Consider the following 23,802-nt stretch of genomic DNA (forward strand, 5'->3'; position numbering starts at 1 on the left):
CTTCTTTCGAAAGGACGTCCCGCGATGCGCTCCCGGATTCTCACCTCGCTGATGTTGAGCCTCGCCGTCGCGCCCACCGCGTACGCCCAGCAGGAGAACGAGGAAGAGCAGGACACGGGCGGTGAGATGGGCGGCGCCGAGGTGATGGACGAGGCGCCCGATTCCGCGCCGCCGACCTCCGTCACCCTTCCGCCCGGCGCGCCCCGGGGCCGTGAGAGCGCTCCCGGTGAGGTCCACTCCGTGGAGTCCGGTGACACGCTGTGGGACTTGTCCCAGCGTTACCTGGGCAGCCCCTGGTACTGGCCCAAGGTCTGGTCCTACAACCCGGAGATCGCCAACCCGCACTGGATCTACCCCGGCAACCAGGTGCGCTTCTTCGCCGCGGGCGAGGAGGTCCCCACCCAGGTGACGGAGATGGTGGTCGACGAGGGCGACGTGACGGCCCCCATGGAGATGACCTCCAACGACCAGGTCACCGTGACGGGCAAGATTGGCGTCGACCTGGCCAACTCCGTCCCCGTGACGACGCAGGGCTTCGTCACCCAGCGCGAACTGGACGAGGCCGGCCGCATCGAGGGCTCGCCCTCCAACGCGGTGATGCTCTCCTTCCCGGACAGCGTCTACGTGCGCTTCAAGCGGAAGGGTGACGTGAAGGTGGGGGACCGCTACGTCGTCTACCACACCACCCAGGCCGTGAAGCACCCGGTGACCGGGCGCCCGCTGGGCTTCCTCACCGACTTCGTGGGCACCCTGCGCGTGCAGCGCGTGGGCGACGGCATCGTCACCGCGCAGATCATGGACACGTGGGACGGCATCGAGCGTGGCGACCTGGTGGGCCCCGTGGGTGAGCGCCTCACCGAGCGCGTGGCGCCGAAGCCGAACGCGAAGCAGGTGGACGGCACCGTCATCACCGCGCTGGTGCCGTACCTCACGGTGCTGGGTGAGAACCACAGCATCGTCGTGGACAAGGGCAGCGCGGATGGCGTGGAGCTGGGCAACACCTTCACCATCCTCCGCAAGGGGGACCCGTCCCGCCACGTGCTGGGCCACGACGTGCGCAAGCCGTCCAAGGAGGAGCAGTCCTTCCCCTGGCGGAACATCGGCGCGTGCATGGTGACCGAGGTCAAGGAGCGGACCTCCAACTGCCTCATGACCCGCTCCCTGGAGGAGCTGGTCCCCGGCGACCGCGCCCACATGGCCGCGGGCTCGTCGCCCTCGGCCAGCCGCTGAGCGGCGCGGCAGGAAAAATGCAATGGGCCCCTCGGATGGAGGGGCTGAGTCCTTGACCGGTGGCGGTCCGGTGTTTATGTGTCGCGCCCCTCCCAGCGGCCCCACCTTCTATATAGGTGGGTATCGAGCGGGGGACGGGTATGGCGGACGCTGAGACGGACATCCTCACGGCGGAGCAGCAGGCATGCCTCGCGCTCTGGGCCGTTCCCGGCCTGGGGCCGAGGACGCTGGCCGCCCTGCGCGCGTTCGCGGACGGAAGCCTCGCGCCGCTCGCCGCGACTCCGGTGCGAGACTGGGTGTCCCAGGCGCCGGTTTCCTCACAGGTTCGTCGCAAGCTCGCCTCCGTAGAGCACCTGGCGCCGGTGGCATGGCGGGTGTGGGAAGCCTGCCGGGCGTCCGGCATGAAGGTGGCGTTCCAGGGGCAGGCGGCCTATCCAGAGCGGCTGGCGGAGGTGGAGGATGCGCCGCCGGTGCTCTTCTACCGGGGCGTGCCGGGGCTGCCGCGGCGCCGGCTGGCCATGGTAGGCAGCCGTCATCCGGATCAGGGCTTCCTGCCGTTCGCGCGGCGCTTCGCCCGGCAGGTGGCGGCGTCGGGGGTGGGGGTGGTGTCAGGGGCGGCGGCGGGGGTGGACCGGGCCTGTCACTGGGGCGCGCTGGATGAGGGGGGAGAGACGTGGGCCTTCCTGGGGTCCGCCCTGGATGCACTCGACACGGCGCAAGCCCGCCTGCTTCCTCATTTCCTGGACCGAGGGGGCGTGTTCTTCAGCGAGCTGCCTCCCGGCGTCCGGGCGAGCACCACGACGTTTCCCCGGCGCAACCGGCTCATCTCCGGGGCATCCGACGCAGTCTTGGTGCTGAGGGCGGGGAAGGATTCGGGGAGCTTGTACACGGCGGAGGCGGGGCGGGCGCAGGGGCGTCCGGTGTTCGCGATGCCCGGTGACGTACGCCAGGAGGAGGCGGCCGGCTGCAACGCATTGCTGCGGGACGGGGAGGCGGCGGTTTGCCTGGGCCCGGATGATGTGTGGAGGGTGCTGAAAGTCGACCCTCTGGCGGCGGTTCCTCCTGGGACGATGGGCTCATGGGAGGACCTCTCCGCGGAAGCGAAGGGGGCCTTCGCGATGTTGGACCGGGTTCCCCGGAGCTTCGACGAGGTGCTGGTCGGCAGCACCTTCTCACCGGCGGCGCTCGCCAGCGCGCTGGTGGAGTTGGAATTGACGGGACTGGTCATCCAGCACCCCGGAAGGCTGTACGAGAGAATCTAGGTAGGAGAGTCATGGCCACGCGGACGAAGAAGAAGGTGGAAGAGACTGAGGCGGCCGAGGAGAAGGCGCCCGCCAAGAAGGCCGCCGCCAAGAAGGCCGCCAAGAAGAAGCCTGCGGCCAAGAAGAAGACCGCCGCCAAGAAGACGGCGGCCCGCCGCCGCACCAAGAAGGGCGACGAGGACGAGCTCCCCACCGTGGAAGCAGACGCGGAGGAGGAGGCCACGCCCCGTGGCAAGGGCCCGCACTACCTGGTCGTCGTGGAGTCCCCCGCCAAGGCGAAGACCATCAAGAAGTACCTGGGCTCCGGCTACACGGTGAAGGCCTCCGTGGGCCACGTGAAGGACTTGCCCAAGAGCAAGATGGGCGTCGACGTGGAGCACGACTTCCAGCCCGAGTACACGGTCATCAAGGGCAAGGAGAAGGTCCTCAACGAGCTCAAGAAGATGGCGAAGTCGGCCGACCGCGTCTTCCTGGCCACGGACCCCGACCGCGAGGGCGAGGCCATTGCGTGGCACATCAAGGAGGAGCTGGCGCATCCCGACGCGCTCCGGGTGACCTTCAACGAAATCACCAAGAAGGCCATCCAGGAGGCCATCGCGCAGCCGCGCCAGCTCAACCAGGACAACTACGATTCGCAGCAGACGCGCCGCATCCTCGACCGGCTGGTGGGGTATCAAATCTCCCCGCTGCTCTGGAAGAAGGTGCGCCGTGGCTTGTCCGCCGGCCGCGTGCAGTCCGTGGCGGTGCGCCTCATCGTGGAGCGCGAGGACGAAATCAAGGCCTTCGTTCCCGTGGAGTACTGGACGCTGGACGCGCTGCTGGAGGGCCCCTCCGGCCCGCCGCCGTTCAAGGCCAAGCTGTCCAAGGTGGACGGCAAGAAGGTGGAGCTGAAGGACCGCGCCATCACCGAGGGCCTGGTCGCCGAGCTCCAGACGGCCAGCTTCTCGGTGGCCAAGGTGGACCGCCGCGAGCGCCGCCGCAACGCGCCCGCGCCCTTCATCACCTCCAAGCTCCAGCAGGAGGCGGCCAACCGGCTGTCCTTTACCGCAAAGAAGACGATGACGCTGGCGCAGCGCCTCTACGAAGGCGTGCCGCTGGGTGACGAGGGCCAGACGGCGCTCATCACGTACATGCGTACGGACTCCACCCGTCTGTCCGACGACGCGGTGAAGCAGGTGCGCGAGTTCATCGACGGCAAGTACGGCAAGGACTTCCTGCCCGACGAGCCCATGGTGTACCGCACCAAGAAGAGCGCCCAGGACGCGCACGAGGCCATCCGGCCCACGTCGCTGGAGTACCCGCCGGAGCGGGTGAAGCCCTTCTTCGAGGCGATGGGCGAGGAGGACATGTACCGCCTCTACGAGCTCATCTGGAACCGCTTCGTCGCGTGTCAGATGAAGCCCGCCGTCTATGACCAGACCAGCGCGGACATCGCCGCGGGCCGGGCCACCTTCCGCGCCTCCGGCAGCACGCTGAAGTTCGCCGGCTACCTGGCGGTCTACGGTGCCGGCCTGACGCCGGAGGAAGAGGCGGAGAAGGAGAAGGCCAAGGCCGCCGGCGACGAGAACGCCGAGGGCGCCGACGCCGTGGGCGAATTGCCGGTGCTCAACGACGGAGACGCGCTGAACCTCCAGAAGCTGCTCCACGAGCAGCACTTCACCCAGCCGCCCCCGCGCTTCAGCGAGGCCACGCTGGTGAAGGAGCTGGAAGAGCGCGGCATCGGCCGCCCGTCCACCTACGCCGCCATTCTCTCCACCATCCAGGACAAGAAGTACGTGGAGAAGCTGGAGGGCCGCTTCCGGCCCACGGACCTGGGGAACATGACCAACGAGATGCTGGTCAAGCACTTCCCCCACGAGCTGGACGTCACCTTCACGGCGACGATGGAGGAGAAGCTCGACCAGATCTCCGAGGGCGGCGCCAACTGGAAGTCCGTGCTGCACGACTTCTACGGGCCCTTCAAGGAGACGCTCGAGAAGGCCGAAGCGGAGATGCGCGACGTCAAGCGGGAGGAGATCAAGACGGACATCCCCTGCGAGAAGTGCGGCAACCTCTTCGTCATCAAGTTCGGGAAGATGGGGCACTTCCTCGCGTGCTCGAACTACCCGGACTGCAAGAACACGAAGGACTTCAAGCGGGACGCCGAGGGCAAGATCGTCATGGTGGAGGAGGAGACCACCGACGAGGTGTGCGAGAAGTGCACCAAGCCCATGGTCATCAAGCGGGGCCGCTTCGGGCGCTTCCTGGCCTGTTCCGGCTACCCGGACTGCAAGACGTCCAAGCCCATCTCCATTGGCGTGGCGTGCCCGGAGTGCAAGGAGGGCTACCTGACGGAGCGCCGCAGCGGCCGCGGAAAGATCTTCTTCGGTTGCAACCGCTACCCGGATTGCAAGTTCGCCGCCTGGGACCGGCCGCTGGCCGAGCCGTGTCCCACCTGCGCGTCCCCCTACCTGCTCCAGAAGTTCTCCAAGCGGGACGGCCCGTACGTGGCGTGCCCCAACAAGGAGTGCGACTACCGGCGCGAAATCACCGAGCAGCCCGGGGGCCCGGGTGGGTCACCCGAAGCCTCCTCGGCTGCTTGAAAGCCCAGTAGTTACATGGGCATGGCCCGCCCTCGGCTTGACAGCCTTGGCGGGCCCGCCCTAGAAGTCCAGGCTGCTCCCTCCCCGGGAACGTCGAACGGGTGCCCGCCGCCGGATGGGCGCGCCCCGGGGGGCGGGCGTCGAAAGGACTCTGGGCGCAATGATTCCCTCGGTAAGCGAGCTGCTGCTGGACGTGACCTTCGCGGCCACGGAAGGGGGCAAGCTGGGCGTCACGGACTCCGTCATCAAGTTCTTCAAGGATGGCGGACCGTTCATGTTCGTGAACCTGTTCTGGCTGGCGTGCTCGCTGGCGGTCGCGCTGGAGCGCATCGTCACCCTGGTGTTCCGCTACAACCTCAACGCGCCGCCCTTCATGGAGCAGATTGCCAAGCTGGTGCGCAGCGGCAACCTGGACCGCGCCGTGAAGGTGTGCGCCATGGCGCCCAACGCGCCGCTGGCCAAGGTGGTCCGTGCGGGCCTGGTGAACGCCAACCGCGGTGAGATTGAGGTCTCCAAGGCGGTGGAAGAGGCCATCGTCGAGCACAGCCCGAACGTGTCCAAGCGCATCCCCTGGCTGTGGTCCCTGGCGAACATCGCCACGTTGGTGGGGCTGGTGGGCACCATCTTCGGCCTCATCGGCACCTTCCAGGCGCTGGGCAACGTGCCGGCGGAGCAGAAGCAGGTGCTGCTGTCGGACGGCATCTCCAAGGCGATGAACAACACCGCCTTCGCGCTCTCCATCGCCGTCATCTGCATCATCTTCCACCTGTTCCTCACGTCGTACGCGAAGAGCATGGTGGAGGGGCTGGAGCTCAACGCGCTCAAGCTGGAGAACCTCCTGTCGCGCCGCGGTTCCGTGGACCCGGCCACCACGGAGCTCGAGGCGCGCGCGTCGTAGAGCGCAAGGGCACGCGGCCATGGCGTTCCACTACTCCCGGCGCAAGCTGAAGGTTCGTGAGGAAGAAGAGGCGGGCGAGCTGAACATCGTCCCGTACCTCGACATCCTCATGAACCTCATCATCTTCATGCTGCTGTCCATCACCGGCCTGGCGACGTTCGGCATCATCAACGTCAACGCCCCCGCCTATGGTGCGCCGACGACGGGCATGGCCCAGGAGAACCCGGACGATGCGCCGAAGCTGACGCTGTCCGTGCTCATCTCCAAGAAGGGGCACTTCGTCAGCAGCGAGAACGCCATCCTCGGAGAGGCGGGGACGCCCACCATCCCCGTGAAGGCGGACGGCACGCACGACTTCTCCGCGCTCAACGCGAAGATGGTGGAGATCAAGTCCGCCTTCCCGAAGGAGACGAAGGTCATCGTGGGCGCGGACCCGGACGTCCCCTACGAGACGCTGACGCAGACGCTGGACGCCATCCGTGAGACGCAGGGCCGCGAGCGCCGGCTGCTGTTCCCGGACGTCACCCTGGGAGCCATCTGAGCCATGGCCGACCCGACGACATCCGCCGTGAACACGCCCGACGCGGAAGCCGTGGCGCGGCTGAGCTACCGCCGGGCCCTGGCACGCAAGAAGCGCAAGGAGCGCGAGGCGGCGGGGGAGATCAAGGAGCTGAACATCACCGCGATGATGGACATGATGACCATCCTCCTGGTGTTCCTGCTCAAGTCCTTCGCCTCGTCGTCCGCGGCGGTGACGGCGTCCGAGGACGTGCGTCCGCCCGTGTCCTCCACGCGCGCCACGCCCAAGGACACCGTGGCCGTCACGATTACACCCAGGAATGTGCTGGTGGGTGAGCGGGAGGTCCTGCGGCTGCAGAACGGTCAGTTCCCGGCCGACATGCTCCAGGGGCGGCTGGTGCTGCCGCTGGATGCGCAGCTGAAGAAGGAAGTGGAGAAGCTGAAATACATCGCCGCGCGCAACCCGTCGGCGCCCTTCAGCGGGGAGCTGTCCGTCATCGCGGACAAGAAGATTCCCTACGACATGCTCCTCACCGTGCTCTACACGGCGGGGCAGAACGAGCTGGAGAACTACCGCTTCGTGGTGCTCCAGAAAGAGGGCGAGTAGCACGCCCCCGGGGCGGCACCGGGAGCGCGCGCTCGCATCGCCTCAGAGAGACGGGCTGGCCATGGGGCCGCCGCGCGTCTCGAGTTCGTGGATGCTGGCGTCCTCCTCGCAGCGGATGGCGAAGGGCAGGGCCTCCAGGCGTTCGATGGGAATCTCGAAGCCGCAGTCCACGCACTCGCCGAATACGCCCATCTCCATGCGGCGCAGCGCCGCGTCGATGAGCATGATTTCGCGCCGCTGCGATTCCATCAGGCTGGAGAGGGTGTAGTCGGCCAGCTCGGACTGGGCGTTTTCTTCGTATTCGGGGTCCCGCTCCTGGTTCTTCAGGGCGGTGAGTTCACGGTGCGCCCCCTCGTTGGCGCTGAGGATCTCCCGGCGGCGGCGCTGCAGGAGTTCGCGGATCCGGTTCAGATCCAGGGTTCGGCGGGTCGCCATGGCTTCGGTCCTCCCAGTCTACGAGTTCAGTGGCGCTCGCCCGGATGCAGGCCGCCCCCGAGCGGCGAACGCGAGAAACGTAGGGGTGCAACCCAGGTAGGGAAACCGCGCCTTCCAGCGGGAGGCGGAGGTGGGTCGGTGGGCGGCCGGCCATGCGCGAATCCGGAGCGAGAGCGTGGGGTCGCACACGGTTGAATCGACGCTGGGCCAGGGCGTGTCAGTCCTGCTAACAGTTGCTGGACGCCGCGCGGCGCGGGCCTGGAGGAAGCGGATGGCGGATCAGAAGCAGCGGGTGACGGTGATTGGCGGCGGCCTGGCAGGGACGGAGTGCGCCTACCAGCTCTCCCGCCGCGGGGTGCCGGTGGTGCTGCGGGAGATGAAGCCCCAGAAGCGTTCTCCCGCGCACAAGTCGGACACGCTGGCGGAGCTGGTGTGCAGCAACTCGCTGCGCTCGGACAACCCGGAGAGCGCCATTGGCCTGCTGCACGCGGAGCTGCGCGCGCTGGGCTCGTTGGTGCTGAGCGCGGCGGACGCGAACCGGGTTCCCGCGGGCGACGCGCTGGCGGTGGAGCGCGAGCGCTTCTCCGCCGCGATTACGGAGTCCCTGCTGCGCCAGCCCGGCGTGGAGCTGGTGGCCGGTGAGGTGGAGCAGCTGCCCGAAGACGGCCCGGTGGTGATTGCCACGGGGCCGCTCACGTCGGATGCGCTGACGCGGGAGCTGGAGCGCCACGTGGGCACCAGGCTCTACTTCTATGACTCCATCGCGCCCATCCTGTCGGCGGACTCCATCGACATGAACGTGGCGTTCCGCCAGAGCCGCTACGGCAAGGGCGGCGGGGACGACTACCTCAACCTGCCGATGACGAAGGACGAGTACTACCGCTTCATCGCCGAGGTGAAGGCGGGTCAGAAGGTGGTGCCGCACGCTTTCGAGGAACCCAAGTACTTCGAAGGGTGTCTGCCCATTGAAGTGATGGCCGAGCGTGGCGACGACACCCTGGCCTACGGGCCCATGAAGCCGGTGGGCCTGAGGGACCCGCGCACGGGCCAGGAGCCCTACGCGGTGGTGCAGCTGCGCATGGAGGACGTGGGCGGCACGTCCTGGAACATGGTGGGCTTCCAGACGCGGCTGACCTGGGGTGAACAGAAGCGCATCTTCAGCAACTTCATCCCCGGCCTTCAGCAAGCGGAGTTCCTCCGGATGGGGCAGATCCACCGGAACACCTTCATCGACTCGCCCCGGTTGCTGGCGAAGGACTTGTCGCTGAAGACGGAGCCCCGGCTCTACTTCGCGGGGCAGATCTCCGGCGTGGAGGGCTACGTGGAGAGCGCGGCATGTGGATACCTGGTGGCGTTGGCGCTGCACGCACGGCTGACGGGGACGGAGTTCGTTCCGCCGCCGGCCACCACGGCGATGGGCGCGCTGCTGCGGCACGTGACGGGCGAAGCGCACCCGCCGGACTACCCGCACCAGCCCTCCAACATCAGCTTCGGCATCTTTTCGCCGCTGACCGGGCGGATGAAGAAGGCGGAGAAGCGCGCGGCGTATTCGGCGCGAGCGAAGCAGGACCTGGCGGCATGGCTGCCGCATGCGGGCGTCCCGGCGGCGGGCGCCCCCGAGCACGTGGACCAGAGGAGCGCATGATGCGGATGCGGCAGGGGCGGCTGTGGACCGCGGGCCTGATGGCTTCGCTGGTGATGGCGGGCACGGGCTGCAAGCAGGGCGAGAATGGTGGCTCGGAGGCCCCGGGCGTGCGGCGCGCCAAGGCCGCCGCGGCGGCGGAGAAGCCACCTCCGCCCGGTGCCCCCGGCGCGGGACAGGGAACGCTCCTGGCCTCGGGCCGCGTGACGGACCTGCGGGTGACGTCGGACGGCCGCTTCGCCACGTACCTGGTCAACGGGAAGAAGCCCGCGCTGGACGGCATTCCGCCGCAGATGGTGCTGGGCGAGCTGTACGTGGTGCCCGTGGAGGGCGGCGAGCCGCGCAAGCTGGGCGAGGGCGTGACGAACGTCCCCGGCGGACAGTTGGTGGCGCCGGGCTCGAAGCACGTCCTCTTCCTCACCGGCTACAACCCGGCGACGCAGTCGGGGGCGCTGAACGTGGCGTCACTGGAGGACGCGAAGGCGGAGCCCGTCATGCTGGGCACGGCGGTCAGCTACATGCTGCCCAGCCCGGATGGGACGAAGCTGGCCTACGTGGATGGCGGCAAGCTGAAGCTGGGCGCGCTGCCGTCAGGGCCCTTCACGGACGTGGCGGCGGAGGTCAGCACCGCCCAGTTCACGCCGGACAGCAAGACGCTGCTCTTCAAGCGCCGGCTGTCCGCGGCGGGGGGCATGGCGGCCATCTCCGTGGAGAAGCCGGACGCGCCGCCCGTGAAGGTGGGGGACCAGGTGGGGGACTACGAAGTCTCCCCGGATGGTCAGCGCGTGGCCTTCCAGGTGCGCAGCGAGTCGGTGCGGGGGCTGTATGACTTGTACCTGGCGGAGCTGCCGGAGCTGAAGGTGAAGCGGCTGGCGGTGGCCTCGGGCGTGTTTGCCTTTTCGCCCGATGGCAAATGGCTGGCGCGCACGGAGAACGGCAAGCCGAACGTGCCAGGGGACTTGTACCTGGGCCCGGCGACGGGGGGCGCGGGGCGCAAGCTGGGCGTGCAGGTGGAGAAGCTGGCCTTCTCTCCGGACTCGCAGGCGGTGGGCTTCCTGGAGAAGTATGACTCGACCGCGAACGCGGGGCTGATGTCGGTGGCCGCGCTGCCGGACGGCACGACGAAGCAGGTGGGCGGCCGCGTGCCCAACTTCGTCTGGGGCTCGGACGGGCGCTATGTGGCGTTCCTCTCGCGCATCCTCAAGCCCGCGTACTCGGTGGACCTGATGCTGTACACCCTGGGGGAGGAGCGGGCGGCGAAGGTGCAGCAGGGCGTCTTTGGCTACGGCTTCACGCCGGGCAACGCGCAGGTGGTGTTCCGCTCCAACTGCATCCGCAATGGACGCTCGTGTGACTTCATGGCCATGGACCTGCCCCGGCAGGCGGACCCCCGTACGTGGCTGCAGGGCATCTTCAGCTACAAGGTGTCCGAGGATGGCCAGCGGGTGCTCGTCACGTATGCCCGCATGGACTCGGACACCTACGATGTGGCGGTGTACGACGTGAAGACCCAGGCGCGGAAGACGCTGGACCAGGGCGTCCAGGTGCCGGTGTCCTTCGGGGGCAAGAATGACTCGCTGGCCGTGTACGCGATTACGCAGGGCCCGAAGGCCGGCATCTACAGCGTCCCCGCGACGCTGTAGCTTTTGATTGTTGAGGATCGTGCGATTCGCTGGGCGGTGTGCTTACTTCCTCCGCCTGTATGGCTTCGCTCATCTATCGCCGCTACGGCGGCTCGCTCCAGGTCGACATTCCCTCCTTCGATGTGCTGGTGGAGGCGATTCGCATCCCCGAAACGCAGTGGATTGCCACGGCGTGCCCGTTGGAGGGCTTGAGCTGTGATCCACGCCTGCTGACGTTGATGGACGCGGACGGCAACGGCCGCATCCGCGTGGCGGAGGTGCGCACGGCGGTGGACTGGGCCGCCAAACAGCTCAAGGACCGGCGCGGCGCGGATGCTTCCAGTGACGTGTTGGAGTTGAACGCGCTCAGCGAGGAGGCGCGGCCCCTGCGCGGCGCGGCGGAGATGATTCTCCGGACGCTGAAGGCGACGGACGCCGGGCGCATTTCCCTGGCGCAGGTTCGCGAGAGCGAGAAGGCCCTGCGCGAGACCGGGCAGAACGGCGATGGCATCGTCGCGCCCGAGCACCTGCCCGAGCACCTGCGGCCCCTGGCCCAGGAGCTGATGGCCAGCTTTCCCGCGCTGACGAACCGGGCAGGCAAGGCGGGCGTGGACGCGGCGCTGGTGGCTCGCTTCCGCGAGGAGCGCGCGAAGCTGCGGGAGCACCGGGAGAAGCAGGGCGCGGCGTTCGTCTGGGGCGACATCAGCCTGGAGACGGCCAAGCGCGTGCGCGATGTGGCGCCGCTGCTGGATGCGTACTTCGTGCAGTGCCGGCTGGTGGCCGCGCAGCCCGAAGCGGCGGCGAGCCTGCGCCTGCGCGCGGAGCGGGTGGAGGGGGCGCTGGGTGACGTGGCGGCGCTGGGGAAGGCGGCGGGGGACCTGCCCATCGCGCCGCCGGATGCGTCGGGTGTGCTGGAGTGGTCCCGTCTGCTGCGCGGGCCCGCGTACGAGGTGCTGGAGGCGTTCCGCACGGACGTCGCCGCGCCGATGACGGGGGATTCGCAGCGGCTGTCGGACTCGGCGTGGCGGGGGCTGGTGGCGAAGGCGGATGGCGTGCTGGCGTGGCAGGCGCAGCTCGAGGCGAACCCGGTGCGCAAGCTGATGGACACGCTGCCGTCGGTTTCGGACGCGGACCTGGATGCCCTGGAAGCCGCGAGCGCGGCGGACCTCGCGCTCAAGCCCACGCTGGATGCCGTCAACGAGCTGGAGCGGTTGGTGCTCTACCAGCGCTGGCTGCTGCTGTTCGCGAACAACTTCATCAGCATGCCCAACCTCTACATGCCCAAGCGGTTGGCGCTGGTGGAGAAGGGGACGCTCATCCTGGGCGGGCGCAAGTACACGCTGTCGGTGCTGGTGACGAACCGGGCCGCGCACTCCGCGCTCACCTCGCTGGGGACCACCTGCATCCTCTACGTCCAGGTGGCGCCGAAGGACGGGACGCCCGGGTATGAAGTGGCGGTGCCGGTGACGAGCGGCCGGAGCACGGAGCTCGCGGTGGGCAAGCGGGGCGTCTTCTACGACGTGGACGGCGTGGAGAGCGACGCCATCGTGACGCAGGTGGTTCGTCAGCCCGTGTCGCTGTGGGAGTCGATGACCATGCCCTTCGCGCGCATCGGCGAGTTCATCACCAGCAAGGTGGAGGGCCTGGCGTCGGCGGGCGAGAAGACGTTCGATTCGACGCTGGAGCAGGGCTACACGCACGCGACGAATGCGCCGCCGGTGGCGCCTCCCCCGGCGGCGGGCGCGGCTCCCGCTGCCGCCGCCGCAGCACCTCCAGGGGGCGGGCTCGCGGGCATCGTGGCGGCGGGCGGCCTGGCGGCTGCGGCGCTGGGCTCGTCTTTCGCGTTCATCATGACGCAGGTGAAGTCGCTGACGCTGGTGGACCTCATCTCCGCGGCGACGCTGATTGCCATTGTCGTCATGGCCCCGGCGGGGCTTCTGGGCTGGCTGAAGCTGCGTCGGCGCAACCTGGCGCTGCTGTTGGAAGGCTCGGGCTGGGCGCTCAATGACCGGTTGATGCTGACGCCGGAGCTGTCCTCGCTGGTGACGCGCCGTCCGAAGCTGCCCTCGAACGCCCGGGTGGACCGCTTGGACATGGTGCGCTCGGCGCTCGTCCGGCAGCAGGAGGACGACGAGGCGGAGGGCGCGTCCGGGTGGACGAAGCTGGCCATCACGCTGGCGGTGATTTTCGTGTTGCTCTGGCAGGTCAGGATTCCGCTGCTGACCTGGTTCTGCCACGCGGGCTGGCTGTCTCAGGACACCTGCCTGGCGGTGTTGCCGTCCCAGGCGGAGCCGGCTCCGGCGGCAGCGGCGGCGCCTGCCGCGGCTCCGGCCAAGGCACCGTAGGCGCACCGCGAATCTTGCCAGGACTTCTCCGGCCCGTAGGCTCGTCCTCGATGACGAGCCTGTCGCCGCTGCTGGAGAAGTTCCGCGCCCACCTGGAGGACGAGAAGGGCTCGTCCCCGCACACGGTGCGCAACTACCTCATCGACCTGGTGGACTTCGAGCGCTACCTGGTGGAGCGAATGAAGCTGTCGCTCCTGTCGGGGACACACGCGGCGATTCGTGGCTACCTGGGCACGTTGAGCACGGACCACGCCCCGGCGAGCCGGGCGCGGCGGCTGGCGAGCATCAAGTCCTTCTACAAGTACCTGGTGCGGCAGAAGCTGCTTCCCGCGAGCCCCGCGAAGCTGGTGAAGAGTCCGAAGCTGCCGAAGACGCTGCCCAAGGTGCTGCCGGTGGAGGAGGTCTTCGCCATCCTGGACATGCCTGACGTGAAGACGGTGCTCGGGCTTCGGGACAGGGCGATTCTGGAGCTGCTCTACGGCGGCGGCCTGCGTATCAGTGAGTTGTGCGGGTTGGACCTGCTGGACATCGACCGCAGCGGGCGAATCGTCCGGGTGATGGGCAAGGGGAGCAAGGAGCGGCTCGTGCCCGTGAACGCGCAGTCCATCCGGGCATTGGAGGCGTACCTCGCGAGGCGGGGAGAGCTGCTGGCCACGATTCGGAAGGATCAGGCGCCGGAGGCAATGTTCCTCAACTTCCGGGGTGGGCGCCTGACGCCGAGGAGCATCGCGCGGCACCTGGACACGTACGTGCTGAAGTGCGCGCTGACACGGAAGGTGAGTCCGCATGCCATGCGTCACTCCTTCGCCACGCACCTGCTGGGCGGCGGCGCGGACATCCGCAGCATCCAGGAGTTGCTAGGCCATTCGAGCCTGTCCACCACGCAGCGGTATACCCAGGTGACGTGGGAGCAGCTCCAGCAGGTCTACGACTCCGCGCATCCGCGGGCGTGACTGCAATGAGTCCAGGAGGTGCGACGTGATGCAGACCGTGGCCGCCATGGCGAACGGGCTGGCCTGGTTCCTCCTTGCACTGGGCTTGTTGGCAGACGGGTTCACCGCGTTCCTGTTGGTGACGACAGCACGCAGAAAGCGGATGGCTTCGGGCGTTCCCGTGGTCGCATTGATCTTCTATGCCCAGTTCTGCGCCATTCGCTCGGCGTTGTCCCTGTCCTGTTTTGCCCCGGTCCTCGCGGCGCTCTGCCTCGTCCATCTGGGCGTGCAGTGGGGCTTGCCGGTGCTATTGGCGCGCCAGCGGTCGTGACGTCGAGCCTGGGGCGTGGGCTGGGCGTTGGGGTAGCGAATCCCCATGTGGGGTGGCATAGCTGTTCGATGTGACCCCTCCCGCGCTCATCACCCTTGGCGTCCTCGCCGTCTCCCTGGTGCTCTTCGTGAGCGACCGGGTTCGGCTGGACATCGTGGCGTTGCTCGCGCTGCTGTCGCTCCTCCTCTTCGACATCGTTCCTGTGGAGGATGCGCTCGCGGGTTTCAGCAACCCGGTGGTCATCATGCTGGTGGGGCTCTTCGTGATTGGCGGCGCCATCACGGAGACAGGACTTGCGGGGTGGCTGGGCCAGCGGCTGGGGCACCTCGCGGGGGAAGGGGAGGGGCGCACCATCGCCGTGGTGATGCTGGCCACCGCCGCGCTGTCTGCCTTCATGAGCTCCACGGGGACCGTGGCCATCCTGATGCCAGTGGTGGGAACGCTCGCCCTTCGCCGCGGAATCGCGCCTGCCCGCATCTACCTGCCCTTCGCGTTCGCCGCCCACCTGGGCAGCATGCTGACGCTCATCAGCACCCCGCCCAACCTCATCGTGAGTGGGGCGCTCCGGGACGCGGGCCATGAGCCGTTCCGCTTCTTCACCTTCTTCCCCATCGGCGTGGTGATGCTCGCCGCGGGCATGCTGTTCCTCATCTTCGCCGGTAAATACCTGCTGCCCTCGGCGGCGCAGGGGCAGGTCGCGGCGCAGGCCGTCCTGTCGCCCGAGGACTTCGCCACGGAGTACGGCCTGGGAACGTTGCTTCATGCCCTCCGCGTTCCCCGTGGCTCGAAGCTCGTGGGCCGGACGCTCGGCGAGGCCAACCTGCGCTCCGCGCACGCAGTGAACGTGGTGGGCATCTCATTGATGGGCGCCGCGCATCCGGTGGTTCCGCACCGTCCCTTCGGAGCGGACGAGATCCTCGTCGTCCAGGGCCATGAGGATGCCGTCGTCGCGACGGTGGAGCACTGGGGGTTGGAGCGGCTCCCGTCCTTGCAATCCCTGTCGCTGCCACCCGAGGAGTCGCTCGCGGAGGTGGTGATTCCCCGCCGCTCGGCGCTGGCGGGCCGGACGCTCCGGCAGGCGCGCTTTCGTGACCAGTTCCGGGCCACGGTGCTCGCGATTCGCCGGGGCACGGACGCGGTGGTGGACGCCTCGTCTCCCGCACTCAAGGACTTCACGCTGCGGCGCGGCGACACCCTGCTCGTGAAGGGCCGCAAGAAGCACCTGCGCAACCTGTCCGAGGCCCGAAAGGACCTCATCCTGCTCGCCGAGCCCGATCCGCGCACCGACCGCCTCGCGGATCCTCGGCGGGCGGCGCTCACCGTCATCATCACCCTGGCAATGCTGACGGTCATGGCCCTGGGCCTGCTTCCCAACGTGGTCGCGGTGCTGCTCGCGGCGGTGGCCATGGTGCTCACGGGCTGCGTGCGCTCCGCGGACGTCTACCGCACGGTCAACTGGGAGAGCGTCGTGCTCATCGCTGGAATGTTCCCGCTGGCCACCGCGCTGGAGCGGACCGGCGTGACGCAGTTGGCGGTGGCGGGCCTGGAGCGGCTCTTCACCGGCGCCAGCCCCCACGCCGTATTGGCGGTGCTCGCCATCGTGACGTCCACCCTGGGCCTGTTCATCTCCAACACGGCCACCGCCGTCCTCGTGGCCCCGGTGGCCCTCCGCATCGCGGAGTCCATGGAACTCCGGCCCGAGCCGCTGTTGATGGCGGTGGCCATTACCGCGTCGGCGGCGTTCGCCACGCCCATCGCGTCGCCCGTGAACACGCTGGTCATGAGCCCTGGGGGCTACCGGTTCGCCGACTATGCCCGGGTGGGCATCCCGCTCCAGGTGCTCATCGTCGCGCTGGCGGTGCTGGTGGTGCCGTGGGTGCTTCCTTTTTGAAGTCTGAGAGCAGACAGCCAGTCACTGTTCCTTGGAAACGCCGGGCCCGGCTTGTTAAACCCCGGGTCCTATGTTCCACGGCACCACCATCCTCTGCGTGCGGCGTGACGGGAAGGTCGCCATCGCCAGCGACGGCCAGGTCTCCCTCGAAAAGACCGTGATGAAGAACACGGCGAAGAAGGTCCGCCGGCTGGGCGAAGGCCAGGTGCTCGCCGGCTTCGCTGGCAGCACCGCGGACGCCTTCACGCTCTTCGAGCGCTTCGAGGCCAAGCTCAAGGAGCACCAGAAGAACATGGCCCGCGCCTGCGTGGAGCTGGGCAAGGACTGGCGCACCGACCGCTTCCTCCGCCGGCTGGAAGCGCTCCTCATCGTCGCCGACAAGGAGAAGACGTTCATCCTCTCCGGCGCGGGTGACGTGATTGAGCCCGACTACGGCATCGCCGCCGTGGGCAGTGGTGGCCCCTACGCGTTCGCCGCCGCGCGCGCCCTCATGGCGCACACGCAGATGTCTGCTCGCGACGTGGTGCACCAGTCGCTCACCATCGCGGGTGAAATCGACATCTACACCAACGCCAACATCTCCATCGAAGAGCTCTAGGAGACACACCCCGTGGCCGAATCGCGCAAGTTGTCCGCCTTCACGCCTCGCGAGGTCGTCAGCGAGCTGGACCGCTACATCGTCGGGCAGAACGCCGCCAAGCGCGCCGTCGCCATTGCCCTGCGCAACCGGTGGCGCCGCCAGCAGGTCAACGACGACCTGCGGGATGAAATCCACCCGAAGAACATCATCATGATTGGCCCCACCGGCGTGGGAAAGACGGAGATTGCCCGCCGCCTGGCGAAGCTCGCCCAGGCGCCCTTCGTCAAGGTGGAGGCCTCCAAGTTCACCGAGGTCGGCTACGTCGGCCGTGACGTCGAGTCGATGATTCGCGACCTCGTCGAGGCCGCCATCGCGCTGGTCCGCGAGGAGGAGACCGAGAAGGTGGGCCCCCGCGCCGAGGAGCTGGCCGAGGACCGCTTGATCGAGCTGATGCAGGGCGGCGGCGTGAAGTCGTCGTCCGCGACGCCGCCGTTCGGCTTCGCCCCACCGCCACCCCCACCGGTCCAGCGTGTCAGCGACACCGCGCGCGAGAAGTTCCGCGCCCAGCTTCGCGCCGGCACCCTGGATGACGTGGAGGTGGAGGTGGAGACCGCGGAGTCGTCGCCCACCTTCATGCGGGGCTTCTCCGGCCAGGGCATGGAGGAGATTGGCGTCAACCTCCAGGACCTCTTCAAGAACATGCCGGGCATGAACAAGACGCGCCGCCGTCGCGTGCGCGTGCCCGAGGCGCTTCAGCTCCTGCGCAAGGAAGAGGCCGCCAAGCTGGTGGACCCCGACCGCGTCCAGCGCGAGGCCGTGCTCCGCGCCGAGATGAACGGCATCATCTTCATCGACGAAATCGACAAGATTGCCAGCCGCGAGGGCGGCAAGGGCGGGGGCGGGCCGGACGTGTCCCGGGAGGGCGTCCAGCGGGACATCCTCCCCATCGTCGAGGGCTCCACCATCAACACCAAGTATGGCGTCGTGAAGACGGACCACATGCTCTTCATCGCCGCTGGCGCCTTCCACGTCTCCAAGCCCAGCGACCTCATCCCGGAATTGCAGGGCCGCTTCCCCATCCGCGTGGAACTGGAGCCCCTGACGGGCGAGGACCTGGTCCGAATCCTCCGGGAGCCGAAGAATTCGCTCTTGCGACAGTACACGGCCCTGCTCAGCACTGAAGGGGTGCGTCTGTCCTTCACCGACGACGCGGTGACGGAGCTGGCGCGCATCGCCCAGCAGGCCAACGAGAGCACGGCGAACATCGGCGCCCGGCGGCTGCACACCATCCTGGAGCGACTGCTGGACGAGGTGTCCTTCTCCGCCAGTGAGATGGGCCCCCGGGATTTCCAGGTGGACGCCGCCTACGTGCGCGAGCGCCTGGCTGCCATCGTCCAGGATGAGGACCTGTCGCGCTACATCCTGTAGCGCGCTATATGCGGAGGGGCACCGTACCGCACGAAGGATGACTGCCTTGTCGCAATCCGAGCTGTCCCCCTCCGCATCGTCCGACTCCTCCACCGACGCCCTGGTCCAGAAGGCGAAGCGCCACCTGCTGCAGAACTACAAGCAGCCGCCCTTCGTCCTGGCTCGGGGCCAGGGGGCTCGTGTCTGGGACACGGATGGCCGCGAGTACCTGGACCTGATTGGTGGCATCGCCACGTGCGCGCTGGGACATTGCCACCCGGACGTCGTGGCCGCCGCGAAGGCGCAGCTGGATTCACTGTGGCATGTCTCCAACGCCTTCTATTCGCAGCCCCAGATTGACCTGGCCGCGCAGCTCACCGAGTGGTCCGGCCTGTCACGCGCGTTCTTCTGCAACTCGGGCGCGGAGGCGAACGAGGCGCTGCTCAAGCTGACGCGCAAGGTGATGAAGGACCGCGGCACCCCGGAGCGCTTCGAGGTCATCTCCTTCGACAGCAGCTTCCACGGCCGCACCCTGGCCACCGTCACCGCCACTGGCCAGGCGAAGTACCAGAAGGGCTTCGAGCCGCTGCCCGCCGGCTTCACCCACGTGCCCTATGGCGACCTCGAAGCGGTGCGCAAGGCCGTGGGCCCGGCGACCGCCGCCATCCTCGTGGAGCCCATCCAAGGGGAGGGTGGGGTGCGGATGGCGCCCCAGGGGTTCCTCGCCGGTCTGCGCGCGCTGTGTGACGAGCACGGGCTGCTGCTGCTGGTGGACGAAGTCCAGACGGGCATGGGCCGCACCGGCAAGCCGTTCGGCTTCATGCACGAGGGCATCGTCCCGGACGGCATCAGCGTGGCGAAGGCGCTGGGCAACGGCCTGCCGATTGGCGCCATGCTCTGCAAGGAAGCGCTGGGCGCCAGCCTCACGCCGGGCACGCACGGCTCCACCTTTGGTGGCAACCCGGTGGCCGCGGCCGCCGCCAATGCCGTGGTGCGCATCCTCCGCCGTCCCGGCTTCCTGGACGAGGTCCAGGAGAAGGGCGCCTATCTGCTCGCCCGGGCGCGGGAGCTCCAGGGCCGGCTGCCCGCGGGCCGCATCCAGGCCGTGCGCGGCCAGGGGCTGCTGGTGGGCGTGGAGTTGGATCGCGAGGTGGCGCCCGTCATCGCCCAACTGCGCGGCGAGGGGCTGCTGGTGAATGCCGCCGGCGACCGCACGCTGCGCTTCGCGCCGCCCTTCATCGTCACCGTGCGCGAGTTGGATGAAGGCCTGTCCATTCTCGAGCGCGTGCTCGCCGCCATCTGACCGGCGTGGCCGCGTTCCACCGCATGGGGAAGGGTTCACGGACGTTTGACGCCCTGCGTCCGGAACCCTAGTCTGGAAACTCCGGAAGTCTTTCCTCGGACTGTCACTGTGAGTGCGCCAAACACGATCATCGGGCTGGGGGCCCTGACGGATCACATCGCCACGGTGCCCCAACTGGATGCAGCGCGTCTCCAGCTCACCGCGGAAGAGGGCTCGGTGCTCCAGCTCGTGGGGCGCGTGGAGCGCATCGACCAGGTGCTGGCGCGCTCCAAGCTGGGCGAGCCGCGCACCATCGCCGTGCTGCTGTCGCTGCGGGCCAAGGGCGCCATCGTCCCCGCCCGGGTGGTGCCTCGGGGCGCGCCCGCGCCCGTGGTGGACGCGGCCATGGCCGAGGAGGTGGACCTCGAGCCGGAGCGGAAGAAGGAGATCATCGAGCTGGAGCGCTCGCTCGACGCGATGGACCACTTCGCCGTGTTGGGGCTGAAGCCCGGGGCTCCCGCGTCGGAGGTGAAGCAGGCGTATTACAACGCCTCGCGCCGCTTCCATCCGGACCGCTACTTCGGGAAGAACCTGGGCAGCTTCCGCGCCCGCATGGAGCGCATCTTCCGGCGCCTCACGGACGCGCACAACGTGCTCATGCAGCCGGACAAGCGCGAGGCCTACCTGCGCGCGAATCCGGCACTGGCTCAGGCCGAACGCGCCGCCGCGCCGCCGCCCCCCTCCGCGCCGCCTCCGTCCGCGCCTGCGCAGCAGCTGCTGACGCCAGAGCCGCCGCCGGTGCATCAGGTTTCATCACCACCCCCGGCGCCCCGTCCGCCCGTGGCGTCCAGCGGGCCTTCATCCATTCCGCCGCCGTCGCGTCCGCTGGCGCCACCGCCGGATGATGGCGCGTCCGAAGCGCGCCGGGCGGAGCGGCAGGCCCGGTTGGCCCGGCATCCCTACCTGGCCCGCACGGGCCGGCTGGCCGAGCTGATTGCCCGGGGCAAGGCCGCCATCGCTAGTGGCGACTGGGAGCGGGCCTATCACGACTTCCATCAGGTCCAGACGATGGACCCGAAGAACCGCGAAGTCGCTCTTCTCCTGGTCAAGGCGCGCCGGGGGCATGACTCGCAGCGGGCGACCATCGAGGTCGCTCGAGGGCGGGAGATGGAGCGGCATGGCGACACGCATGGGGCCATGTCGGCCTACCGGCTCGCCTGCTCGCTGGACGACCAGAACGCCGAGGCCGCCTGGCGCTGCGCCCGCCTGGGGCACCTGTTGGGGCAGGATGCAGCCGAAAGCCGAGGGCTGGCGCAGCGCGCCGTGGAGCTGGAACCCGACAAGGTCGAGCACCACCTGACGCTGGGAAAGGTGCTGTTGGACAGCGGATCGAAGAAACTCGCGAAGCGAGCCTTCGAGGATGCGGCGAAGCTGGCCCCGGACAACGCGGAAGCGAAGGCCGCGCTCAAGAAGCTGCGCTGGACGTTCTAGGAGTAAGTACGGTTCCCCATGGCTGAGCCCGAACCCCTCATTGGCATCGACCTGGGAACGACGAACAGCATCGTCGCCACCGTCCAGGACGGCCAGCCCGTCGTCATCAAGAACCGCACGGGCCAGGGGCTTACGCCCTCCGTCGTGGCCATGGCGAAGAACGGCAAGCGGCTGGTGGGCAGCATCGCCAAGCGGCAGGCCATCACCAATCCGCAGGAGACGGTGTACGCGGCCAAGCGGCTCATCGGCCGGAAGTTCTCCTCGCACGAGGTGCAGGACTCGCTGCGCGCGCTGTCCTACGAGGTGGTGGCGGGGCAGCACGACGACTTGCGCATCCGCATGGGTGGCAAGGACCTGTCCGTCCCCGAAATCAGCGCCATGATTCTCCAGGAGCTGAAGGCGGACGCGGAGGCGCACTTCGGCCGGCCCGTCTCCAAGGCCGTCATCACGGTGCCGGCCTACTTCAACGACGCCCAGCGCCAGGCCACCAAGGACGCGGGCCGCATCGCCGGGCTGGACGTGCTGCGAATCATCAACGAGCCCACGGCCGCGGCGCTGGCCTACGGCTTCGGCCGCACGGTGAACGGCCGCGTGGCGGTGCTGGACCTGGGGGGCGGCACCTTCGACGTGTCCGTGCTGGATATCTCCCAGGGCGTCTTCGATGTGGTGGGCACCGGCGGTGACACCTATCTGGGCGGCGAGGACTGGGACAACCGCATCATCGAATGGCTCGTCTTCGGCTTCGCGAAGGAGCACGGCATCGACCTGCGCAAGGACCGCATGGCGTTGCAGCGGCTCAAGGACGCGGCGGAGAAGGCCAAGGTGGAGCTGTCCAGTGTGCGCGAGGCGGGGCTCAACCTGCCCTTCATCTGCACGCCGCCCGGCGGCGGTGCCGCGCTGCACCTGCAAGCCACGCTGAGCCGCGACAAGCTGGATGACCTGACGTCCGACCTGACGGAGCGGGTGGTGGGGCTGACCACCGAGGTGCTCGGCGAGGCGGGCGTGCGCGCCTCCGAGCTCAAGGAAGTCATCCTCGTGGGCGGCATGTCGCGCATGCCGAAAATCGTGGAGGCCGTGCGCGGCTACTTCCGCCGCGAGCCCTGCAAGGGCGTCCATCCGGACGAGGTGGTGGCGCTGGGCGCCGCGATTCAGGCCCACGCGCTGGTGCAGCCGGAGCACGAGCTGCTCTTGCTGGACGTGACGCCGCAGAGCCTGGGCGTGGCCATCGCCGGGGGCTCCGTGCGCCGGCTCATCCCCAAGAACACCACGGTGCCCACGTCGGCCACGGAGGTCTTCGCCACGTCGAAGGACTTCCAGCGGGTCGTGAAGATCATGGTGCTCCAGGGGGAGCACGACCTGGCGCACCAGAACGAGCTGCTGGGCGAGTTCGTCCTCACCGGCCTGCGGGAGGCGCCCCGGGGCCAGGTGGAGATTGACGTCACCTTTGACATCAACGCGGAAGGCATCGTCTCCGTGCACGCGAAGGACCGGGAGACGGGGCTTCGCCAGTCCATCACCGTCACCGCGTCCAGCGGCCTCACGGAGGAGGAGCTCCAGCGCATCATGGACGAGCAGCGCGGCTACCTCATCGCCGCGCGGGCGTCCGAGGAGCTGAAGACGCGGCGCGTGGAACTGGACTCGCTGGCGCGCGACGTGGTGGACGCGCTGACGCGGGCGCGGCTTCTGCCAGGTGGGGGCGGTCTGGCGCCGGAGGTGATGCCTCGCGCGGAGCAGGTGCTGGAGCACGCGCGCGCGGTCCGCGCGGGCGAGGACGTGGCGGCGCTGGGCCGCGCGTGTGAACTGCTCACGGGATGCCTGGCGCAGCTCAAGGGCCCGGCGCCCGGCGGTACGGGGCGGTAGATGAGCAGCCAGCGCGCGAACCAGCTCATCGAGGCAGGACTGTGGCTGCGCCTCAGTGGCGACGCCCAGGGAGCGCAGCGGCTCTTCGAGCGCGCGCTGGAGCTGGATCCGGCCAATACCCGCGCCCGGGAGTACCTGGCGGCCGCCGCGGGCGCGCCTTCGCGGGGCACGGCGACGCCGTTCGAGCGGCCTCCGGAGTTGGAGCCTTCGCTGGGGCGGCTGGCGCCCACCGACGCGGACCTGCCCGTCTCACCGGCACTGGAAGGCGACTGGGGCGCATGGGCGGAAGGGCAGGGCGGCCCCTCGGAGTCCGGTGGCAAGTCGCAGCCCACGCCCGTCGTCCTTCCGGAGGCGCTGGAGGGCGCGCCGGCGGACGTGCTGGAGCTGTTGGCGCGCGACGTGGTCCTCGAATTCGACGAGCCCGTCATCCAGGCGAAGGGGGACACCGACGAGTACGGCATCCCCGAGGGCCACACCCAGGAGTTCGGCCTCCCCGTGATGGAGAGCGAGCTGGACCTGCTCCTGCGCGGGGCCGAGGACCTGCTGGAGCTGGATGACCACTCCGGCGCGGTGGACCTGCTCTTCAAGGCGAAGGAGCTGGCGCCGTCGGACCTCCGCGTGGAGTCGCTGCGCGCGCGCAGTGAGCGGATGCTGATGGCCCGGCTGGAGTCCAAGCTGGGCGACCTGGGCCGGGTGCCCGCGGTGCGCCTGCAGCCGGACGACATCATCTGGCTCAACCTGGACCACCGCGCCGGCTTCGTGCTGGCGCAGATTGACGGTTCGGTGAGCTACGAGGACCTCTTCTCGCTGTCGGGGATGACGCGGCTGGATACCGCGCGCATCCTCGTCCAGCTCATTGATGAAGGCGTCATCTCCGCGGGCTGAC

At 68.7% G+C, this 23,802-nt stretch carries 19 protein-coding genes; 18 read left to right on the plus strand and 1 reads right to left on the minus strand.

Translation table 11 applies throughout. From position 1 onward, the window contains the following. Nucleotides 1-24 precede the first annotated feature (24 nt). The 6 genes from BLU09_RS28135 (at nt 25) to BLU09_RS28160 (ending at nt 7,098) form a co-directional block, all read left to right on the plus strand. A complete protein-coding gene (locus BLU09_RS28135) occupies nt 25-1,230 on the plus strand; it encodes a LysM peptidoglycan-binding domain-containing protein (protein WP_186817954.1) in 1,206 nt (401 codons plus the stop codon). A 140-nt stretch (nt 1,231-1,370) separates the two neighbouring features. Beyond that, complete coding sequence (locus tag BLU09_RS28140; RefSeq protein WP_090492884.1) at nt 1,371-2,492, plus strand: DNA-processing protein DprA; 1,122 nt, start codon at nt 1,371-1,373, stop codon at nt 2,490-2,492. A gap of 11 nt (nt 2,493-2,503) precedes the next feature. Continuing rightward, nucleotides 2,504-5,074, plus strand: a complete 2,571-nt coding sequence (gene topA, locus BLU09_RS28145) for a type I DNA topoisomerase (protein WP_090492890.1) — start codon at nt 2,504-2,506, stop codon at nt 5,072-5,074. Nucleotides 5,075-5,234: 160 nt separating this feature from the next. Beyond that, the gene (locus BLU09_RS28150) at nt 5,235-5,972 is read left to right on the plus strand and encodes a MotA/TolQ/ExbB proton channel family protein (RefSeq protein WP_186817955.1); all 738 of its coding nucleotides are present in this window, start codon (nt 5,235-5,237) and stop codon (nt 5,970-5,972) included. A gap of 19 nt (nt 5,973-5,991) precedes the next feature. Then, entirely contained in the window at nt 5,992-6,513 is a 522-nt protein-coding gene (locus BLU09_RS28155; RefSeq protein WP_090492894.1) for an ExbD/TolR family protein, read from the plus strand. Nucleotides 6,514-6,516: 3 nt separating this feature from the next. Beyond that, nucleotides 6,517-7,098 (plus strand): ExbD/TolR family protein, encoded by a 582-nt coding sequence (locus BLU09_RS28160; RefSeq protein ID WP_090492896.1) that lies wholly within the window; start codon nt 6,517-6,519, stop codon nt 7,096-7,098. Between the two features lie 42 nt (nt 7,099-7,140). On the opposite strand, the gene BLU09_RS28165 is transcribed toward BLU09_RS28160, so the two are convergent. Next, nucleotides 7,141-7,533: a TraR/DksA family transcriptional regulator gene (locus BLU09_RS28165; protein WP_090492898.1), complete on the minus strand. Its 393-nt coding sequence runs from the start codon at nt 7,531-7,533 to the stop codon at nt 7,141-7,143. A 271-nt stretch (nt 7,534-7,804) separates the two neighbouring features. On the opposite strand from BLU09_RS28165, the gene trmFO reads away from it, so the two are divergent. From trmFO to BLU09_RS28225, 12 genes are all read left to right on the plus strand, one after another. Further along, nucleotides 7,805-9,178 (plus strand): methylenetetrahydrofolate--tRNA-(uracil(54)-C(5))-methyltransferase (FADH(2)-oxidizing) TrmFO, encoded by a 1,374-nt coding sequence (gene trmFO / locus BLU09_RS28170; RefSeq protein ID WP_090492900.1) that lies wholly within the window; start codon nt 7,805-7,807, stop codon nt 9,176-9,178. Then, nucleotides 9,175-10,818, plus strand: a complete 1,644-nt coding sequence (locus BLU09_RS28175) for a TolB-like translocation protein (protein ID WP_090492901.1) — start codon at nt 9,175-9,177, stop codon at nt 10,816-10,818. Before trmFO ends, BLU09_RS28175 begins: the two co-directional genes overlap by 4 nt. A 59-nt stretch (nt 10,819-10,877) precedes the next feature. Further along, nucleotides 10,878-13,142 carry an EF-hand domain-containing protein gene (locus BLU09_RS28180; RefSeq protein ID WP_186817956.1) on the plus strand — a complete coding sequence of 755 codons (2,265 nt, stop codon included), beginning with the start codon at nt 10,878-10,880 and terminating at the stop codon, nt 13,140-13,142. 50 nt (nt 13,143-13,192) lie between these two features. Beyond that, nucleotides 13,193-14,095, plus strand: a complete 903-nt coding sequence (locus BLU09_RS28185) for a tyrosine recombinase XerC (protein WP_011553066.1) — start codon at nt 13,193-13,195, stop codon at nt 14,093-14,095. A 28-nt stretch (nt 14,096-14,123) separates the two neighbouring features. After that, entirely contained in the window at nt 14,124-14,405 is a 282-nt protein-coding gene (locus BLU09_RS28190; protein WP_090492905.1) for a hypothetical protein, read from the plus strand. A gap of 70 nt (nt 14,406-14,475) precedes the next feature. After that, on the plus strand, nt 14,476-16,296 hold the full coding sequence (locus BLU09_RS28195) for an SLC13 family permease (protein ID WP_090492906.1): 1,821 nt from the start codon (nt 14,476-14,478) through the stop codon (nt 16,294-16,296). 70 nt (nt 16,297-16,366) lie between these two features. Then, entirely contained in the window at nt 16,367-16,894 is a 528-nt protein-coding gene (hslV, locus tag BLU09_RS28200; protein WP_011553068.1) for an ATP-dependent protease subunit HslV, read from the plus strand. Between the two features lie 12 nt (nt 16,895-16,906). Beyond that, nucleotides 16,907-18,304, plus strand: coding sequence for an ATP-dependent protease ATPase subunit HslU (gene hslU / locus BLU09_RS28205; protein WP_090492908.1), 1,398 nt, complete (start codon nt 16,907-16,909; stop codon nt 18,302-18,304). 37 nt (nt 18,305-18,341) lie between these two features. After that, a complete protein-coding gene (locus BLU09_RS28210; RefSeq protein WP_090492911.1) occupies nt 18,342-19,586 on the plus strand; it encodes an acetylornithine transaminase in 1,245 nt (414 codons plus the stop codon). 108 nt (nt 19,587-19,694) lie between these two features. After that, nucleotides 19,695-21,056, plus strand: coding sequence for a J domain-containing protein (locus BLU09_RS28215; RefSeq protein ID WP_090492913.1), 1,362 nt, complete (start codon nt 19,695-19,697; stop codon nt 21,054-21,056). A gap of 18 nt (nt 21,057-21,074) precedes the next feature. Continuing rightward, nucleotides 21,075-22,916 (plus strand): molecular chaperone DnaK, encoded by a 1,842-nt coding sequence (gene dnaK / locus BLU09_RS28220; protein WP_090492914.1) that lies wholly within the window; start codon nt 21,075-21,077, stop codon nt 22,914-22,916. Beyond that, nucleotides 22,917-23,801, plus strand: a complete 885-nt coding sequence (locus BLU09_RS28225; protein WP_090492916.1) for a tetratricopeptide repeat protein — start codon at nt 22,917-22,919, stop codon at nt 23,799-23,801. The last annotated feature ends 1 nt before the right edge of the window (nt 23,802 follow it).

Source organism: Myxococcus virescens, assembly GCF_900101905.1.
In the GTDB taxonomy this organism is placed as follows: domain Bacteria; phylum Myxococcota; class Myxococcia; order Myxococcales; family Myxococcaceae; genus Myxococcus; species Myxococcus virescens.

What these genes read in the sequence shown, in the direction of transcription:
- BLU09_RS28135 (WP_186817954.1), top strand. Translation starts at nt 25, where the DNA reads ATGCGCTCCCGGATTCTCACCTCGCTGATGTTGAGCCTCGCCGTCGCG.
- BLU09_RS28140 (WP_090492884.1), top strand. Translation starts at nt 1,371, where the DNA reads ATGGCGGACGCTGAGACGGACATCCTCACGGCGGAGCAGCAGGCATGC.
- topA (WP_090492890.1), top strand. Translation starts at nt 2,504, where the DNA reads ATGGCCACGCGGACGAAGAAGAAGGTGGAAGAGACTGAGGCGGCCGAG.
- BLU09_RS28150 (WP_186817955.1), top strand. Translation starts at nt 5,235, where the DNA reads ATGATTCCCTCGGTAAGCGAGCTGCTGCTGGACGTGACCTTCGCGGCC.
- BLU09_RS28155 (WP_090492894.1), top strand. Translation starts at nt 5,992, where the DNA reads ATGGCGTTCCACTACTCCCGGCGCAAGCTGAAGGTTCGTGAGGAAGAA.
- BLU09_RS28160 (WP_090492896.1), top strand. Translation starts at nt 6,517, where the DNA reads ATGGCCGACCCGACGACATCCGCCGTGAACACGCCCGACGCGGAAGCC.
- BLU09_RS28165 (WP_090492898.1), bottom strand. Translation starts at nt 7,533, where the DNA reads ATGGCGACCCGCCGAACCCTGGATCTGAACCGGATCCGCGAACTCCTG.
- trmFO (WP_090492900.1), top strand. Translation starts at nt 7,805, where the DNA reads ATGGCGGATCAGAAGCAGCGGGTGACGGTGATTGGCGGCGGCCTGGCA.
- BLU09_RS28175 (WP_090492901.1), top strand. Translation starts at nt 9,175, where the DNA reads ATGATGCGGATGCGGCAGGGGCGGCTGTGGACCGCGGGCCTGATGGCT.
- BLU09_RS28180 (WP_186817956.1), top strand. Translation starts at nt 10,878, where the DNA reads ATGGCTTCGCTCATCTATCGCCGCTACGGCGGCTCGCTCCAGGTCGAC.
- BLU09_RS28185 (WP_011553066.1), top strand. Translation starts at nt 13,193, where the DNA reads ATGACGAGCCTGTCGCCGCTGCTGGAGAAGTTCCGCGCCCACCTGGAG.
- BLU09_RS28190 (WP_090492905.1), top strand. Translation starts at nt 14,124, where the DNA reads ATGCAGACCGTGGCCGCCATGGCGAACGGGCTGGCCTGGTTCCTCCTT.
- hslV (WP_011553068.1), top strand. Translation starts at nt 16,367, where the DNA reads ATGTTCCACGGCACCACCATCCTCTGCGTGCGGCGTGACGGGAAGGTC.
- BLU09_RS28210 (WP_090492911.1), top strand. Translation starts at nt 18,342, where the DNA reads ATGACTGCCTTGTCGCAATCCGAGCTGTCCCCCTCCGCATCGTCCGAC.
- dnaK (WP_090492914.1), top strand. Translation starts at nt 21,075, where the DNA reads ATGGCTGAGCCCGAACCCCTCATTGGCATCGACCTGGGAACGACGAAC.
- BLU09_RS28225 (WP_090492916.1), top strand. Translation starts at nt 22,917, where the DNA reads ATGAGCAGCCAGCGCGCGAACCAGCTCATCGAGGCAGGACTGTGGCTG.